General features: G+C 34.7%; 12 protein-coding genes. All 12 read right to left on the bottom strand.

Annotation, left to right across the window (positions count from 1 at the left end; all coding sequences use genetic code 11):
• Window positions 1–18: 18 nt before the first annotated feature.
• On the bottom strand, window positions 19–360 hold the full coding sequence (locus V192_RS0105405; protein WP_025869321.1) for a hypothetical protein: 342 nt from the start codon (window positions 358–360) through the stop codon (window positions 19–21).
• A complete protein-coding gene (locus V192_RS0105400; RefSeq protein WP_025869320.1) occupies window positions 357–1,655 on the bottom strand; it encodes a Y-family DNA polymerase in 1,299 nt (432 codons plus the stop codon). The genes V192_RS0105405 and V192_RS0105400 overlap by 4 nt, the downstream gene beginning before the upstream one ends.
• Window positions 1,656–1,998: 343 nt before the next feature.
• Window positions 1,999–2,553, bottom strand: a complete 555-nt coding sequence (locus V192_RS19385; protein WP_239644580.1) for a hypothetical protein — start codon at window positions 2,551–2,553, stop codon at window positions 1,999–2,001.
• Between the two features lie 687 nt (window positions 2,554–3,240).
• The gene (locus tag V192_RS0105390) at window positions 3,241–3,450 is read right to left on the bottom strand and encodes a hypothetical protein (protein WP_025869319.1); all 210 of its coding nucleotides are present in this window, start codon (window positions 3,448–3,450) and stop codon (window positions 3,241–3,243) included.
• 41 nt (window positions 3,451–3,491) lie between these two features.
• Complete coding sequence (locus V192_RS0105385) at window positions 3,492–3,980, bottom strand: hypothetical protein (protein ID WP_025869317.1); 489 nt, start codon at window positions 3,978–3,980, stop codon at window positions 3,492–3,494.
• A 38-nt stretch (window positions 3,981–4,018) separates the two neighbouring features.
• Window positions 4,019–4,558 carry a hypothetical protein gene (locus V192_RS0105380; protein ID WP_025869315.1) on the bottom strand — a complete coding sequence of 180 codons (540 nt, stop codon included), beginning with the start codon at window positions 4,556–4,558 and terminating at the stop codon, window positions 4,019–4,021.
• Window positions 4,559–4,811: 253 nt separating this feature from the next.
• Window positions 4,812–4,994, bottom strand: a complete 183-nt coding sequence (locus V192_RS21975; protein WP_239644579.1) for a hypothetical protein — start codon at window positions 4,992–4,994, stop codon at window positions 4,812–4,814.
• Between the two features lie 131 nt (window positions 4,995–5,125).
• On the bottom strand, window positions 5,126–5,563 hold the full coding sequence (locus V192_RS21970) for a hypothetical protein (protein ID WP_239644578.1): 438 nt from the start codon (window positions 5,561–5,563) through the stop codon (window positions 5,126–5,128).
• 147 nt (window positions 5,564–5,710) lie between these two features.
• Window positions 5,711–6,178, bottom strand: a complete 468-nt coding sequence (locus V192_RS0105370) for a hypothetical protein (protein ID WP_025869313.1) — start codon at window positions 6,176–6,178, stop codon at window positions 5,711–5,713.
• A 21-nt stretch (window positions 6,179–6,199) separates the two neighbouring features.
• Entirely contained in the window at window positions 6,200–6,874 is a 675-nt protein-coding gene (locus V192_RS20845; RefSeq protein ID WP_025869310.1) for a hypothetical protein, read from the bottom strand.
• 239 nt (window positions 6,875–7,113) lie between these two features.
• Window positions 7,114–7,749 (bottom strand): hypothetical protein, encoded by a 636-nt coding sequence (locus V192_RS0105360; protein WP_025869308.1) that lies wholly within the window; start codon window positions 7,747–7,749, stop codon window positions 7,114–7,116.
• A gap of 29 nt (window positions 7,750–7,778) precedes the next feature.
• Window positions 7,779–16,781 carry an RHS repeat-associated core domain-containing protein gene (locus V192_RS0105355; RefSeq protein ID WP_025869305.1) on the bottom strand — a complete coding sequence of 3,001 codons (9,003 nt, stop codon included), beginning with the start codon at window positions 16,779–16,781 and terminating at the stop codon, window positions 7,779–7,781.
• Window positions 16,782–16,785 lie beyond the last annotated feature (4 nt).

Here is a 16,785-nt window from a genome sequence, read left to right as displayed (position 1 = left end):
AAGTTAGAGGTGTTTTCTTTAACGTAACTGTACATGACGAATTTCATCATAACCAATCTTATGCCCTCCTACATAAATCCCTAATTCATCATGCCCTTGGATCATGCCAATAATATCTGCTCCATAATTGCCTTCACAATCTAGTTCTTCTTTTTGAATCATCACTTCAATCTGATTTTGAAAAGCCTGCGCTAATACTTCATCAATTTCCATCCAGCTCATTTGCATTTTCTTTTCAGCTGGCTGTCTTTTTTTCTCTTGTTCAATGATCGCGGTATGTTCAGATAAATAAAATCCCGCCCACTTTTTCATCTTTCGATCTTGATACTGTTCAAAATAATAATCCCGCTCTTTACTCATTGCAAGCCCTCCATTCCCCCTGCATGTCCACCGACTAGTGACGCTCTTGAAATTGCTGTACCGCCAGATGAAACTGAACTGGCATGAACTAAAGAAACATAACCAAAACGCTGACGGATGTCATCGATCAACTGATCTAATTTTAGTTCCTTCATTTGCTCATCTGGTTCATGAAATAAATCTAATTGTACATAAGTATTATAATTCAGTTTGGAATAAGTAATCCCAATATGTCGTACTTCTTCTCCATGCCAATGCTGTCTAAAGATTGTTAAACAGTATTCGATCAACAGCTTGCTGCTGTTTGTTAAGGGTACTTTCATTTGTCTTGAAAAGCCCGTTCCACCTGATCTACCTGCTTTAGAAAAACCTACAGACAGATGGACACATTCTGTCTGACAATGTGCTTTTCTAAGGCGCGCTGCTACCTGCTCCGCCATTTCTCTGATCACAACCTCGATTTCATCTTGTCTCATATAATCTCGCATCAAAATCTGAGAATTGTTATAGGAACGTTCTTCCGGTATGTACTTTTCAGATAAACGACTGCGATCGATGCCATGTGCATGGGCATATAACTGTTCACCAATGATTCCTAAATTTCTTTTGAGGCTGTTTAAATCTGCATGGGCTAAATCATAAACAGATCGAATGCCTAAATTGTTTAAACGTTTGGCTAATCGGTGACCGATTCCCCACATATCCGTCATTGATTCAATACTCCAGACTTTTTCAGGAACATCTTCATAATGCCACTCTGCTAACCGTTCTTCATTGTGCTTTGCTTCGATATCCATCGCTAATTTAGCTAATAAGGGATTATCACCGATTCCAACTGTGATTGCTAGTCCTGTCTCTTTTTTGATCCTTTGCTGGATGATTTTAGCCACAGCTTTTGGTGTCTGACCAAATAATTTCCAACTGGCACTTACATCTAAAAAAGATTCATCGATCGAATAAATATGTAAATCTTCTTCTGCTACATACTCTTTGTAGAGCTCATTGATCTTCATATTTTCTTTGATATATTCATTCATTCGCGGCGGTACGATCATTAAATCTGGATGATTAGGCACATCGTATTTTCTTGTCACATTGGTGATTCCTAGCACTTCTTTTGCTTTTGGTGAAGAAGCTAAAACGAGACCACCAGTATTTTCAGCGTGGCTCATCACAACCAGCATTTTTTCAAGTGGGTCATATCCTCTAGCCACACATTCGACCGAGGCATAAAAGGATTTTACGTCAATACAAAAAAGTACTCTTCTAGGTTCTTTTTCATAATCAAACATCATAGCTATCCTCTCCTTATTCTATTTCATAACCAATTATACGAACGTACGTTCTTTTTGTAAAGGGGAACAACTTTTTAAATTTGAGAAATAGATAAAATAAAAAAGAATATGAGGTCTCTCAGAACAAATTCTGACAAACCTTTTATTCTCCAGATGACTTCATTTCTTCAACATATAAATGTGAGCTTCTAGTCTGTTGAATTATCATTGTACAAGTATTCTATAATAACGGATTAGGTACTGGATTGACAACACTAAAAAAGATCTCTACAAAATTTTCTTAAGTTTCAAGTAGGGTAAATGATAAGAACTTTTGATTTCTCTTGTAAAAATTAATACCAAACTATAAAAAGAACAATTCACTTTCATTTGCAATTTTTTCATATACTTTTTTATCTGCTTCATTTTGAAAAATCAAAGGTATACTGATATCATAATTCGTTTTTATAATTAAAGGTACTGTATTGAAATACAAGCTACTCCATAAACTTTCTCGTAAAAAACATTTAAAAAACATGTTCAATACATTAAGATTATCTATTAAATAAATTGGATCTTTACTATTTTTTAGAATTTCAATCTGATTTAATAGGATATATTTATCTATTTGATCAAAGTACTTTTCTTGACTAGTCATAAACTCTATTAAATCTTGATTATTTCCAAAAACTCCTAGGTCGATATAACATTTTTCTCTATTTAATTCAAAAACCTTTTTTATAAAGCAAAGAAATTTAGATTCTTGACTTAATTTAAAATAGTTGTTTGAGAGCAAATCTAATCGAGGATCTTCTTTAGCCATTGGTTTATTAAAAACATCTAATGCAACCTTCTTGTATTTTTTTTCAGTCTCAATAAATAATTCATCATAATCGGCAGCTTGAATATATAGCGCCATAACTCACTATTGATATTCACAGTATCGCTATCAATTGGCTGTATTTTGGGAATGACACCATCTTGAAATTTAATCTCTAAGTTTGTTTCCTTTTTCATCGTAAGTTCCCTCTCGCTTTCCTTTTCAAAGCCTCTTTTAGATTTTCCCAACAGCTTCCACTATGATTTGTGCTATACCAAATTGAGCTATCTTTTTGTAAATATTCAGTATCTTTTTTAGCTTTTCTGCCTACCTTCCTATTACTGTACCATTTTTTTTGCTCAAAATTTGGAATATTCTTCTTGACTCACTTCTGATGTTATTCTGCAATAAACCTTCCAGCAATTTCCTTTAACAAGGTCTTACGCACTATTACTTCCCGTCCATTTCTTAAACGCTGGATCTTATTTTTTGGAATATTTCTAACTCAGGGTTATTAAATATTATGTAAATTTAGAATAGAAAAAATTCTCTATTCTGTTTTTCTCTACTAACATCAATTAAGTTCTACAAAGTTTTTTTCATATGTTCGTATAAATCTGGAATATCCTCTATTGCTAAATCACAGATCCGTTCAAAGGTTTCTCAATCAGTTAAATTCTTATAATTTTGATAGTCACCATAACCATATTTTTGGTTAGCCATTGTTACTCTGGCTACTTTAGGAATGATTTCATAATTATTTTTTGAGGGCGCAGATGTCCCATATCACCACTCAAAATTTCCTTTAAAAGACTCTACACTCTTTTGAATTTTCTCATAATCATCCCGTTCGTTTTTGTCTTTAACTAAATGAAAATATAGAGCTGGAATTTCATAATAGAAATCATTTCGTTGATACATTGGTAATCTTCTCTGTCGTACATTAAATTTTTTCTTTAGAAGATCAGCTAATTTATAGTCCTCATCTGAATCCATTTCATTACTCCTTTATAATTTAGCTTCAAACTTTTAAAATCTTATTCTAAATATGGTGATTTCATTACTTCAACATATAATTGTGAACTTACATTCTTTTGAATCACCTTTGTTTTAGAACTACAGTACATATAATAGTCATAACCAAAATGAACAAAGATATCTGATTCACCAATTAACTTGGCCCAGATATTTTCTCTGAGTACCAGCCTAATTACCGGTGCCAATTTTCCTAATGAAATATTTACACCTTCTTCCAAAAAATCAAATAATTCTTTAGAAGTTAAGTAATCTAATTCCTCATAAGAATATTTTTCTAAATCAATTACTTTCAAGTTAGTGATTTGATTTAATTTCATAATTTCAATAATTTTATTTACATAGCTATTTTCATACTCCAAATATTCCTCATACGTAAATTTATGATTTTGAAATTCTGTTCCAATATCACTTACCGAGGTCCATTCATTTTTAATATATTCTTCTTTTATATATTTAGGATTATATTTTGTTATGCGATAATAATACATTTTAATCTCCTATTCTGTTTAAGTTTTTAGCATATAATTTAAGCTTGGTATAATTCACCATACTTTTCAATTTTTTGATATTCTAGTTCAATCTTATGAATAGCAGAATTTAAAAGATTATCTTTATTTATCTCTTTCAAAGCATTAATAACATTTTCTAACACTTTTTTCCATTCTGCGACAAAATCCTGTTTTGATAATTCTATTCTAGAATCATCGTTTAACAGTTTTTTTGTTCCTCCCACGACTGATGTCCACTTTGAATCAATTGTTAAGTAATCATTGCTCTGCCAAGTCATATTCCAAATGCCGTGAAATGAATTTGAAGGCCACTCAATAGTAAGAGTTCCTTCTTTTCTCGTTCGAAGCTGAAATAGCATTTCTAAAACATCATCTATCAGTTCACTTAAATTGTATTTATACGAAACAACTATTGGAATATAATTCCAAAACATTATCATATCTTCTATATGCAAAATATAAACACTTTCTATTAAATCAGACAAATCTGAAATATCATCTATTTCTATTGCTCCATTACTATTTATTTTGGGATTACTTGCTTGTATTCTAAACATTATAAAATTTTCCTTTCTTACTCTAATGGATATCCGTGAAATATACCTGTTCCATCCATTAGTTCTTATCTATCTCCTTATAGTCGCTATTGTGCTCCCATCTGGTTTATGAACAAAGATTTTAGTTGCTCAATATTTTTCAAAACACTATGTATAGTCAAAGTACGTACAAAAATTTGAAACTTACTTTGACCTATTTTAAAATTTAATCACTCTACTCTGGTTTCATGGTTTATCTATAGCTGTTCTTCTGTTAGTTTTCCTTCTTTATAATACTTCCATTAACAATTGATTTTAAAATATCAGGCGAATAAAGATAATCTAAACCTATTTCAAAATCAGTTGACTTCTCATTTAAAATAATATTGTTCAACTGTTCAATACTTTCATACAAAAACTTCTCTAGTTCAACATTTTTCTTTTGTTTTCCCCACAACCCCTCAATTATTCCCCAGTCAAAGCATCGCATAACTCTCAGATAGTTAGCACCTGACCAATCTGGATTTGTTTCATCACTTAAAACAATACCACCAGAAATTAACTTATCTAACTGTTCTAAAATTTTAATTATTTTGGAATTATAATGTTATCATTTTCAATTGAAGGCCATGCGTTTAAAAGTTCTTCTCTTTTTTTTACGCCCGCTCTTATTTCAGCAATGTCTACGTTTTTATTCCAATAAACTTTTCTGATTATAAAAAATGTGCTCTCATCAAATTCTTCTCTTTCATTTGAATATATGGACAAACTAATTAAATCGCTATTCGGAACTTGCTTTACCACTTGGAATATAGGCTCACATTTTGTTTTAATATTTTCATTTATCACAGTAATTTTTGCTGGTTCTTTCGTATAGTATTCTGTGATTTCTTCATACCTAACCATTGGTATTTGAGAAAAAGAAGTACTATATTCTCTAATTTTTTTACCATTAGTTAACTCTTTAGGTCGTGCCATTTTCATTTTTTCTCCTTTACTATTTTCCTGTAGGTATTTTATCAACATAAGTTGGTGATCCTCCTTTTTTGGGTATGGAGTATACGTCACCTGTTTTGTATTAAAATATCTAAACAAATTATATTTTATGTACATAATCAGAGTAAGTTAATACAAAAATCTAACTTACCCTGATTTAAAATGAACTTACTATTACTAGTTCACTATTTGAATAGACCTTTCGAATAGTTCAACTCCATTTTTCATAACCGCTCTTATTTCTTCAATTTCTTCTTTACTCCAATCTGGTGTATATATTCTTCCAGATTTATTGATAGTCGGAAGATTATTTCCATAAAAAAGTTTTGAATAAACCTGATTATAATTATCTTCATCTCCTAGAAAATGTTCATCAATTGAATAAGCTAAATCAGTAAAAATATTCCAAATATCTAACATTTCTTTTTCATTTATTTCTTCTGAATTACTTACATACCAATGTATGAGCCAGTCAATATCAAAAGAAACTTCATTTTCTTCACAGATAATCCGATTCTCAATACAATAATTTTTGAAAAATAATATTTTTCTACCTTTTGTGACAAATCCGTCCTTGTCATCTGTATACCAAACTGTCAATAATTTTTTTTTCTGATAAATAAACTGAACACTATGATAATCCATAAAGTAGCTTCCCCCTTAATTTTATTTAAATCCTCGATCTCCATACTTTTTCAATTCATTATGTTCAGTCTTAGGACCTGTTTTCCAATTTCCTTTTCCATATTTTTCATCAAGTAGTCGTTTTGCAAAATCGTTCCCATTTTCGTCTACATAAGGTCGCTCTCCAGCAGCCCAACTAGGAATATTACTTGCCTTTTCCTTACCACTACCTGATATTGGCTTTTTGAATTCCTTTGAGGCTACAATATTTCCTGTTGCACCATAATAATTGGTAATTCCTGTATTATGATCAATAGTAATTCGCCTGCGTCCTAGCTCGTCTATAACAAGTGTTCCTCGTTGACCACTTACATTATAATCGTTCGATGACCAACCTTTAGGGAGTTTATTCACCCCATAATTTCTAGCATCTATTCCGTCATCTGTTCGTAAATCCTTCGCTCGTTGAACCTGTACCTGATAGCGATCTGCCGCACTTTGATAATACAGCGCCTGACTATATGTCTGATAGCCTACAGGTTGCCCATTTCTTCCTCTGATATAATTGGCACCGACATAGTTTTGTTGTGGATAATACGTTCTTCCACCATAATTTTCCCCGTAACGAACGCCTGATGGAATTCCTCCCCATGAACTTGAGGCACGAACAACAGCATTCCAGACCTTTTTAACGGCTTTCTTCACATTATTCCACACTTTGAACCACCAACCAGTATTACTGCGGGTTATTCTCTACATAGATATACCGATTCTGGCTTTGCGGTTGTTCTACTTTTCCATACCAGCTATCTTCTTGTAGGAAGCGTCCAGTCGTTGTGCTGTATTATTTGATAAAATGGATGTTTTTAGAACCTTATTTATAGTCAAAGTAAGCTACAAAAAACTGTAACTTACTTCAATTTATTTTAAGTTTTAATTATCATCATCTAATTAAATTACTCTTCTGCTAAGTATCCTTCTATGGATTTTTTGTTATTATCTAACGTTACTAAATCCGTAAATAAACAGTCAAAAACAATCACATCATTTTTTTCTTTATAATACGTTTCAACTTCTTTTACTGGTAAGCGTACCAATTCATTTGACAAGAGTTCGTATTGTAAACGAGCGAAGTAGTTTTCCATCTCTTTTAATTTATTTTTGATTTCCACGTTATAATGAATTTCTTTTGTAGTAAATTCCCATGTATGAATTTTGGGATGATATTTTGTTTTATCAATAAAATAGTAATAATAATCACCTAAGCAACTGAAAAATATTCGAATATCATAACGAGTATTTCCTAATTTCTCTATTAGCTGTCTATCATTATCTAAAATAGGTTGATTTTTTTTTAATAAAATATCAAACTCATAACAACAAGATTCTTCGTCCACCATATCGATAACATTATACTCAGAAAATATCTTTCTTAAAGCTACCAATAGTTGTTCCTTAGTATCACTATTTCTTGATTTATTAATTTTAGTTTCTCTGTTTGCTACTTGAAACAACTTTTGTTCAACACTTAACTCATAACTTATACCTTTAGGATAATAGTAGTCAATAAGTTGAAATATTTTTTTATTCACCGTTTATAATTCGCCTCACTTATATAGTCTTATTTACGATTATCTCCCCTATTAAAACGTTTGTCATTTAGTAGTTTTTTTGCTTTTCTAGCTTGTTTATTTCCAGATTTCGCAGCCTTTTCTATTTCTCTCAGTGATTTATCAAGATACTCCCCAGGAAATTCCCCCCTTACTTTTGCATCTTTTTCAGTTTTAATAATCTCATCAGCCGTTTTATCTAGTCTAGCTTCCATTTTGATGTTTTCAATATATTTACCAAGAGCCCATCCAACGATCCCATTAGCAAGATCTTGCGCACTTGGGACTTTTGGTAGAGACGGAAATGAGAAGTTTCCTGTATCTAAATCTGGCTTAGGTATCGTTGTCACAGGCGGAACTACTGGAACTCTTGGAATGGGAATCACAAACGCCGTTCCTACTACAAGACCTGAATTTCTTCCCGTCCATTTCTTATCCGCAGTATCGCAAACTTTCTTGATTCGGACGGTTGCCATCATACGTGTTGCTTGCGCTCTTTGAACTTGAACTTGGTGGCGATAAGCCGCACTTTGATAATACAATGTCTGACTATATGTCTGATAGCCCACAGGTTGTCCATTTCTTCCTCTGATATAATTGGCACCGACATAGTTTTGCTGTGGGTAGTATGATCTCCCACCATAATTTCCCACATAATTAATCCCTGATGGAATTCCTCCCCATGAACTTGAGGCACGCGGTGAAGATGGGACAACGGCATTCCAAACAGCTTTTGCGCCATTCCATACAGTACTTGCGACTTTTTTCACGCCATTCCAGACATTTTTTGCTACTTTTTTGACACCGTTCCATACGTTTTTAGCGGTTTTCTTCACATTATTCCATGCTTTAGACCACCAACCAGCATTTCCGCTGCGATCTCGGTATTTCTGCGGATTGTTTTCTACGTAGATATAGCGATTCTGACTCTGGGGTTGTTCTACTTTTCCGTACCATGTATCTTCTTGTAGGAAGCGTCCAGTCGTTGTGCTGTATTCTCTGGCACGTAAATGGATTCGATTAGACTGATCATGGTATTCACTACGATAGCCATATTCGTTTTCTAAACGCAAGGCGGCTTCCCCATATTCATTATACAAGGTATTGGTGATTAATTCACCGCTTTGTCGATTCGTCATCGTACCAATACTGCTATAGCCATCACGATGGTATTGATCTTCTTCGTCTCCTAAGATATCTGTTTCTTCTCCAAAGGTAAATTCCTGTCTTTGGGTGGTTTTGACTTTTTTATCATAGGTTTCTTGCGTGAGTTTTGCAGGACTGGTGTGTTCTTGGTTGTATTCGTTCAATGACGTAATGATTTTGATTGAATGTTTTTTATCCAGTTCTTTTTTTAGTTTCTCCGTCTCAACGGTTTTTCTTGGTTTATTATGGTCTTTGCGCCACGGTCGATCCTTTGGTAAACAGCGTAGGCGGTCAGCCATAAGTGGCTGTTTCGCAACAGCAGTCAAGATTTCATATAACGTAACATCTTGATTTTTTAAGGCTAATTGAGCGGTGCGATCAGTTTGTTTCATCCAAGCTTTTAGATCGGTTTTGATCCGGCGTCCATGTTCAGTTGCCGTACCTTTGATCACACGATTGCCTAGTGCATCGTAGCCGTAAAGGGTATAAATACCGTTACTGCTCGTTTCTTGGATCAAGCGATCTTCTACATCATAAAGATAGGTCGTCACTTCACCGGTCATGGCGATTTTTTTGGCGACATTACCATTGGCATCATACTCAAATTTGGCGCCTTTTTCACTCGTGATTTCAGTGACTTGATTCATGTTATTGACTTTGTATTCATAGAAGGTTTTCTCTTTGTCATTGACCTTTTCTGAATAGGTTATTCGATTGCCCGCATCGTCATAATAGTACTCTATTTCGGTCTTTTTCTTGCCTTCGACTTCGGTAACTTTTGTCAATTGATCTTCAGCATCGTATTCATACGTTTTTTCAAGTGTTAATTTAGGGTATTGAATTGTTTCTTTTTGGAGATTGTCATTTTCATCGTACGCATAGGTCATTTTTGCTAATGATTTTCCATTCGCTTCTAAGGTTTCAGCTGTGCTGATTTCTCCTGTAGCTAAATAGTCATATTGTGTGATCGTACCATTCGGGTAGCTGATTTTTTTGATTTGACCTGCTCCGTCATGTTCATACACCGTTTTTTGATCACCATCTGCTACAACGGTTAGTTGATTCTTCTTGTCATATTCATACGTGATTTTCCGTTCACTTGGGTACGTCACGCTTGTTTTGCGTCCTAGAGAATCATAGTCGTAAGATAAACTTTCACCCAACTCATCCGTTGCTTTCGTCAAATCCCCGTATTGATTGTATTCAAACGCAACCTCGCCTTTAGTTGGGACAGCTTCTTTCAAGGCTTCATTGTCGATTGCTGTAATTGGCTCCGTTGTTTCATAAGCTGCACTCGCCATTTTTTCTTCATCGGTAAAGGTATACGTGAAATTGGCATTTTTAGTGACTTTTTCGACAAGCTGATTCATTTCATCATATTTATATTGAATCGTCTCTTCTTTTGGTGTAGTTGTTTGTGCTAGTTGACCATCTAAGGTATAGTCATAGCTTTCTTTTTTACCATTCGCTGAAAGAACGCTATCCAGTTCACCTGTTGGCGAATAGTTGAATGTGGTCAGATTACCAAGTGCATCTTTGACACTGGTCAAATTGCTTTGGAGATCGTAGGTATAATTAGTTATTTTTCCTAATCGATTTTTGACGCTAGTCAGTTGATCGTTTGCATCATAACCAAAGTGTTTTTCTTTGCCTTTTGCATCTGTTTCCTTCACTAGATTCCCATTACCATCATAATCCATTGTCATTTGATGATTTCTAGGATCCGTAATTTTTGCTACTTGTTGCAATTGGTCATAAGCATAACTTGTTTTATGCCCAAGTTCGTCGGTTTCTTCTGCTACTTGATTTAGTTTGTTGTACGTGTAACTAGAAGTAAATGCCATTGGATCTTGTTCTTTGGTCACATTCCCATTGCTATCATATTCGTAGGTGGAAACTTGTTCGCCAGGTGCGATAAAGCGAGTTACTTGACCATTCGCATCGTATTCTGTTTTCGTTTTATTGCCACGAATATCTGTCATTTCAACTACTCGATCTAGTAAGTCATAACTATAGGCAACATTCGTTTTATTGGGATAAGTCAATTTCGTGAGTTGTCCCAATTTATTATAGTCATAAGTTGTTTTTTTGCCTGCTGTATTGGTTTCCGCTATGCGCTGTTGATAGTTATTATAACTATATGTTTCAAGCGGTTCTTTTCTAACATTGTCTTTTACAGCGAGTAAATTACGGTACGTGTCATATTCATACAATCGTTTATAGCCTTTTGCATTCGTTTCAGAAGCAAGTTGACCATCAGAAGTATAGGTCATTTCTGTTACAGCTTTTTTAGGATCTGTGATTTTTGAAAGATTTCCATGTGCATCATATTCAAAGGTTGTGATGCGTTTATTCGGTTCTGTTTTTTTCAATAGTTGGTCATTGATATTATACTCATAACTTGTTTTGTTGCCATTGAAATCCGTTTCGGAAACTTTCCGTCCAACTGGATCATAGCTAACTGTTTGCTCGAATTTTTTAGCGTTGATTGTTTGAATCAGTTGACTATTGCCATCATAGGCATAGGATGTTTGATTTCCTTCAGCATCGATTTCTGTTATAACATTTCCATTGGCATCGTACTTGATTTTCTGACTATTGCCTAAAGGATCTTTGGTTTCGATCAAGCGATTATTTTTGTCATAGCTATAGGTCGTAATCTCATTTTTAGCGGTTGTGGATTGAATCAATTGACTGTTTTTGTCATAGGCATAGCTCTGTGTTTCGCCTAATGGATTAGTTTCTTTGATCAAATTACCGCGTTTATCATAGCTGTAGGCGTACTTTCCACCATTTGGCATCACTTCTTCCAAAACATGTCCTAAACTATCGTAGGTTAATGTTTGACTCGTTTCTTGTGGGTGAGTGATGACAGTTTGCTGTCCTAATTTATTATATGCATAACTTGTTTTATTACCTGCAGCATCTATTTCGGCAACTTTTTCACCAAAAAGATTATACTCATAGGAAATTTTTCGTTTTTGTTCATCTGTTGCTGTAAGCATCTGACCATTTTTATCATAGGTATAGCTCTCACTTTTGCCGTTGCTATCGGATTGCTTCACACGCTGACCAAGAACATCATAGCTATAATTGATCGTGACGTTTCCTGGCGTTACTTCTTTTGTTAATTGATTTAATAAATCGTAGGAATAGGTTGTTTTTCTACCAATTGCATCTTCAAACGAAACTAAATTTCCGCTAGTATCATAAGAGAGCTGCGTTATTTGTCCCAATGGATCAGTTGATGCTTGTAATTGATTATCTTTCGTATAACTATAGGTTGTCTTATTACCTAATGCATCGATTTTTTCAACTAAATTACTGTTGGCATCATAATGATATTGGGTAATATCTCCCGTTGATTCAACTGTTGTGGCTAGCTGATTCAACGAATTATATGTGGATAGTTTCTTATTTCCCAACGCATCGGTTTGTGAAAGGACGTTTCCTTCACCATCATACGTGTAGGTCAACACGTTACCATCTGGATCCGTGATTTTCGTCACATTCCCTTGATTGTCGGTTTCATAGACTGTTTTATTGCCAGCAGCATCCGTTTGCTCTGAAAGATAACCTAGCGGATTGAAACCAAAAGAACGCTGGTTATTTTCAGGATCGTTTTCAGTTGTTTTGTTGCCTCTTGAATCATAGGCATAATCGGTTTCACGATCACCTGATAGTTCCTTTAACAATTGGCTTTTTTCATTGTAAGAATAGCTGGTTTTCAATCCATTACGATCTGTTTTAGCCGTTATATTGCCCAATTCATCGTATTCATAAAGAATTGTTGTTTGATCTGGATATATTTCTTTGATCCGTTGATTTTTTTGATCATATTCATAGGTTGTTTCTTGTTTTAATGCATCGACTTTTTTGATTAGATTTTGATTTTTATCATAAGCATAGGTCGTTTTTTTCTTATCATCTACTGTCTCAGTTAGAGGATCACCTAGAGCATTCAAGGTGTAACGTGTAATTGAACCTGTAGCTGTTTTTTCTTCGATTACTTGGTTTAATTCATTATAAATGAATGTTTTACCATTCCCCAGATAATCGGTTTCTTTGGTTATATTTCCATTTGCATCATACTCAAATGTCTTTTTACCACCAGCAGGATTAACTTCAGCCGTTTTTCTACCTAATTTGTCATATGTGAAACTTGTCTGATTTCCGTTGAAGTCAGTTTCTGAAAGCAAGTATCCTTCTGCGCTATAGGAATATGTCTTTTTATTCCCATTGAAGTCGGTTTCTTCTATTAGTTCACCACGCTTATTTCGTTTGAATGTTTTAGCATTTCCAGCCGCATCGGTTTCTTTGGTAATCAAGCCTTTTGCGTCATATTCGTACCCATTTTTCACCCCATGAGCATCACCAATCGCCGTTAAATTACCAGCCTGATACGTATAATTTTCTGTGGCACCATCAGCATCGGTCTTACTAGTCACTTTGCCTTGTCCATCATAAGAATAGGTGATCGTTTTTCCATCTGGACGTGTGGTCTGTAATAGTTTTCCTTGTTCATTATAGTGATAATTGGTTTTCTGACCTAAACGATCCGTTTGCTCTGTCAATTGGTTACTAGTATTGTACAAGCTAATTTCTGTACTTCCATCTGGAAAGAATGTTTTGGTGACATTGCCATTTGCATCATTTTCATAAGTTGTTTTATTGCCTGCTCGATCAATTTCCTCAATTAGCTGGTAACGGTCATTATAGCGTTTGGTTTCGCTTTTACCATCAGCGTATTCAATCTTTGTTGGTTGGAAATGAGCATTGTAGGTAGTGATTTCTTTATTTCCGTTGCCATCGATCGTCGTTGTTTTATTTTTTTCATACGTGATTGTAACAGTATTGTTTTTAGCATCTGTTTGTTCGATAACACGTCCTTCTTTATCAAATTTATTTTGATAAAGTAGTGTTCCTTCGTCATCAGAATACGCGGTCATAAAGTGATTGTCATTGTACGTATATGCTATTTTCTTCCCTAACGCATCGGTCACTTTCGTTAAGTTTCCTTTTGCATCGTATTCATAGCTATTTGTAGACTGGTCTGGGAATGTGGCTTTTTTTATGTGCCCATTATCATCCCAGTCAAATTGAACTTTGCCACCATTAAATTGTTTGATTGATTTCAAAAATCCAGTTTCTTTTTCGTAGCTGTATTCTTTCGTTTGTCCATAAGCATTGGTAATTTTTCTTACTTGCCCTGTTGCATCAAATAAATAGATCAGCTTTTGTTCTGTATTCGTTAATTCAAAGCTACGTTTTTCATCTTTGATTTTTTTCGTCAATGTGTAAGGCGAATCATCCGATACTTGATAACTCCCATCTTTTCCACGATCAAAAAAGATCTTACCACCGTCTTCTTTTGTAAGCATCATTGATTTGTCTTCTAATTGGTTTAGGGTCAAGTATTGATTTAGTGTCCAGTTTCTGCCAATCGGGCTATCCATGCCGCCCCCTTTAGAATTATAGGTTCTAGCAAAAAGTTGTTCTTCTTCAAAATCGTACCAAACACTATCTGTCATTTCGTAAATTAAATTTCCACTACCAATATTGATTGGTTCAAAGCCATATTTACAATGCTTCCCTCGGCCAACAGATAATGCATCTAAGCGGATTTTATCGACCTTAGAAAGTGGTTGTGACTGATAAGCTTTCCCTTGATTTTTCTTTGGATTTCGAATAAAAACAGTATTTCCTTGGGTCAATAATTCATCTTTCATATTATTATCCCGCATGAATGTTGCTCGTTGTTTTTCTAATCCGTAGAATTTCAAGAGACGTGGCAATGTATCTTGGCTAGTTACTTTGTATAGTTGGAACTGATCATAGGTTTGCTTTGATTCTTCAGTTCCATGTGTGATCGTTGCTTCAACTTTGTAAAGATGATTTTCTTTCAAAGAGCTGGTCAGCAATGTATTGGTTTGCCAATTGCTCGCTAGCTCTAAATATTGGTTAGCATGTTCAAATAGTTTCGGATAATTAGGAAAGATATAATCTCGCCCAATCGATGGATCTGTTCCTGAGAACGTTACTTTATTTTTATCACTTGTATCAATCACACGATAGTTTATCTTGGCATCTGGTCGGCCGATCCCATCCATACCTAATGCTTGAAACTGAACTAAGCCATCATTATCAGAACTGACAAAGGGACGTAGTTTCAAAGTCGTATCTTTAAGTGGCATATTTTTATCGATTGGAGGACGTTCCCGATGCTTGATCACTAAATAAGGAGAGGTCGTCGTTACGCCTCCTTTAGGTGCAGCAAAAACTTCAGCGGTGGAGTAAGGTAATTCATGAGATGTTACTTTATTCGTTTTAACAATCATCCCATAATTATTGGCACCATTAATCCAGTCATTTGCCAAATTAGTGATGTCAAAATTAACTCTACGATTATTGGGATCGATTCCACCAATCATAGTTTCTTTGCCTGATTCATTAGCAGGTGGTCCATAAGGGAATTTTGCATCACTAAAGCCTTGATATGTAGCCTTAGAAAATGCTCCGATGTCTTTCGTTAAGCCATGAACTTCAAAATGGCGATTGACTACTTTTCCACTGCCATCTTTCGCACGATCCCCCCAAAAACCAGGTGCTCCTGTTCTAAATAATGAAAGGTTTGCTGATTCGATTTCTCTACCTTTACCAATTTTTTTCAATTCTACATCAGGGATCTTGATTAACCCATAGGTAACAAAATGTGCCGCACCTAATGTTCCATTATATCCATCATCATAGCCAATATACATATAATCTTGGAACCAATAATTCATTTTGTCATTATACTGACGAATACTAGTCGCTTCTATACCTTGCTCGATTTTGGCTTGGATAAATTGGACATTGACACGTGCTGCTTTTAAGCTTTGACTTTTTTCTTTATCAAAAGCTTTAAGTGTCAAGGTATTCGTTTTACTGTCAAAATCAGCTTCTGCAGTTGAAATAAAATCACCAGTTACTGTTTCAATCGTTGGTGTAGGAACTGCACTCACAAGTTTCTCTTCGTCATAAAGACCAATAATTCCCTGTTCCTTTTCCTCTCTTGCATGTAGGTTATCAGGTAGTTTTAACGCAAATTTAACTGTTGTCAGATCAGTTTTCTCTGAAATATATTGACTGACTTTAACTCCCGTTGGCTGATACGAAATTTCTACAGGTTCTAAATCATTTTCAGCTGCTAATAAGACTTTGTCGTCTTTAACCATTTGTACTTCGTATTTATCTTCGGGTAAGCCGATTCCTACTTTTGAATCACCAACCTTAACTGTAGGTATTTCGTTTTCATTTACTTCATTCGGTACTTGAACTTCAACTTGCTCTTTTGCTATATAAACGTCTTTTTCCTCTTCAAAAGTACCATTAAATTCCTGCCAATCGCTCTTCTCTTTTTCAAAATGAATGGGTTCTGTAAAAACAACAGTTTCCCCCATGCCTGTTTCAGGATGAACAAACGTTTTTGTTATCTCAGAACGATCGGCTACAATCTCTGTCAGACCTTTTTTCGCCATATCCTCTTTGACCGATGCCAACATACTTTTTTCGTCTGCTTCAAACGCTGATTTTAATTGTGGCGCAACATCTAAGTTTGTTTCTATTTTATCATCTGTTTTTTCAGTAGCTCCTTTTTCTTTCTCAATACTTTCATCAGCTTCTTTGATCTTTTGCTGTGTCTGCTGATCAAGATCTTCCTTTTGCACTTTTTCTTGTGTAGTGATCACTTCACTTGAACCAAGAGTTTCTGCTGTTTCCTTTTCTTGTGCAAAACTTTGAAGTGCTCCCCACGGTAATAAACCTAAAACTTGTATTCCAGCAACAAACAAAGTAATCCCTTTTCTTTTCCACTCTTTTTTCATCATCTCC

This window comes from Enterococcus crotali (assembly GCF_000633635.1).
Classification (GTDB): Bacteria; Bacillota; Bacilli; order Lactobacillales; family Enterococcaceae; genus Enterococcus_L; species Enterococcus_L crotali.
Note: the sequence above shows the minus strand (reverse complement) of the source record. Positions and strands in the feature narration are given on the sequence as shown.

What these genes read in the sequence shown, in the direction of transcription:
- V192_RS0105405 (WP_025869321.1), bottom strand. Translation starts at nt 360, where the DNA reads ATGAGTAAAGAGCGGGATTATTATTTTGAACAGTATCAAGATCGAAAG.
- V192_RS0105400 (WP_025869320.1), bottom strand. Translation starts at nt 1,655, where the DNA reads ATGATGTTTGATTATGAAAAAGAACCTAGAAGAGTACTTTTTTGTATT.
- V192_RS19385 (WP_239644580.1), bottom strand. Translation starts at nt 2,553, where the DNA reads ATGGCGCTATATATTCAAGCTGCCGATTATGATGAATTATTTATTGAG.
- V192_RS0105390 (WP_025869319.1), bottom strand. Translation starts at nt 3,450, where the DNA reads ATGGATTCAGATGAGGACTATAAATTAGCTGATCTTCTAAAGAAAAAA.
- V192_RS0105385 (WP_025869317.1), bottom strand. Translation starts at nt 3,980, where the DNA reads ATGTATTATTATCGCATAACAAAATATAATCCTAAATATATAAAAGAA.
- V192_RS0105380 (WP_025869315.1), bottom strand. Translation starts at nt 4,558, where the DNA reads ATGTTTAGAATACAAGCAAGTAATCCCAAAATAAATAGTAATGGAGCA.
- V192_RS21970 (WP_239644578.1), bottom strand. Translation starts at nt 5,563, where the DNA reads ATGTTGATAAAATACCTACAGGAAAATAGTAAAGGAGAAAAAATGAAA.
- V192_RS0105370 (WP_025869313.1), bottom strand. Translation starts at nt 6,178, where the DNA reads ATGGATTATCATAGTGTTCAGTTTATTTATCAGAAAAAAAAATTATTG.
- V192_RS0105355 (WP_025869305.1), bottom strand. Translation starts at nt 16,781, where the DNA reads ATGATGAAAAAAGAGTGGAAAAGAAAAGGGATTACTTTGTTTGTTGCT.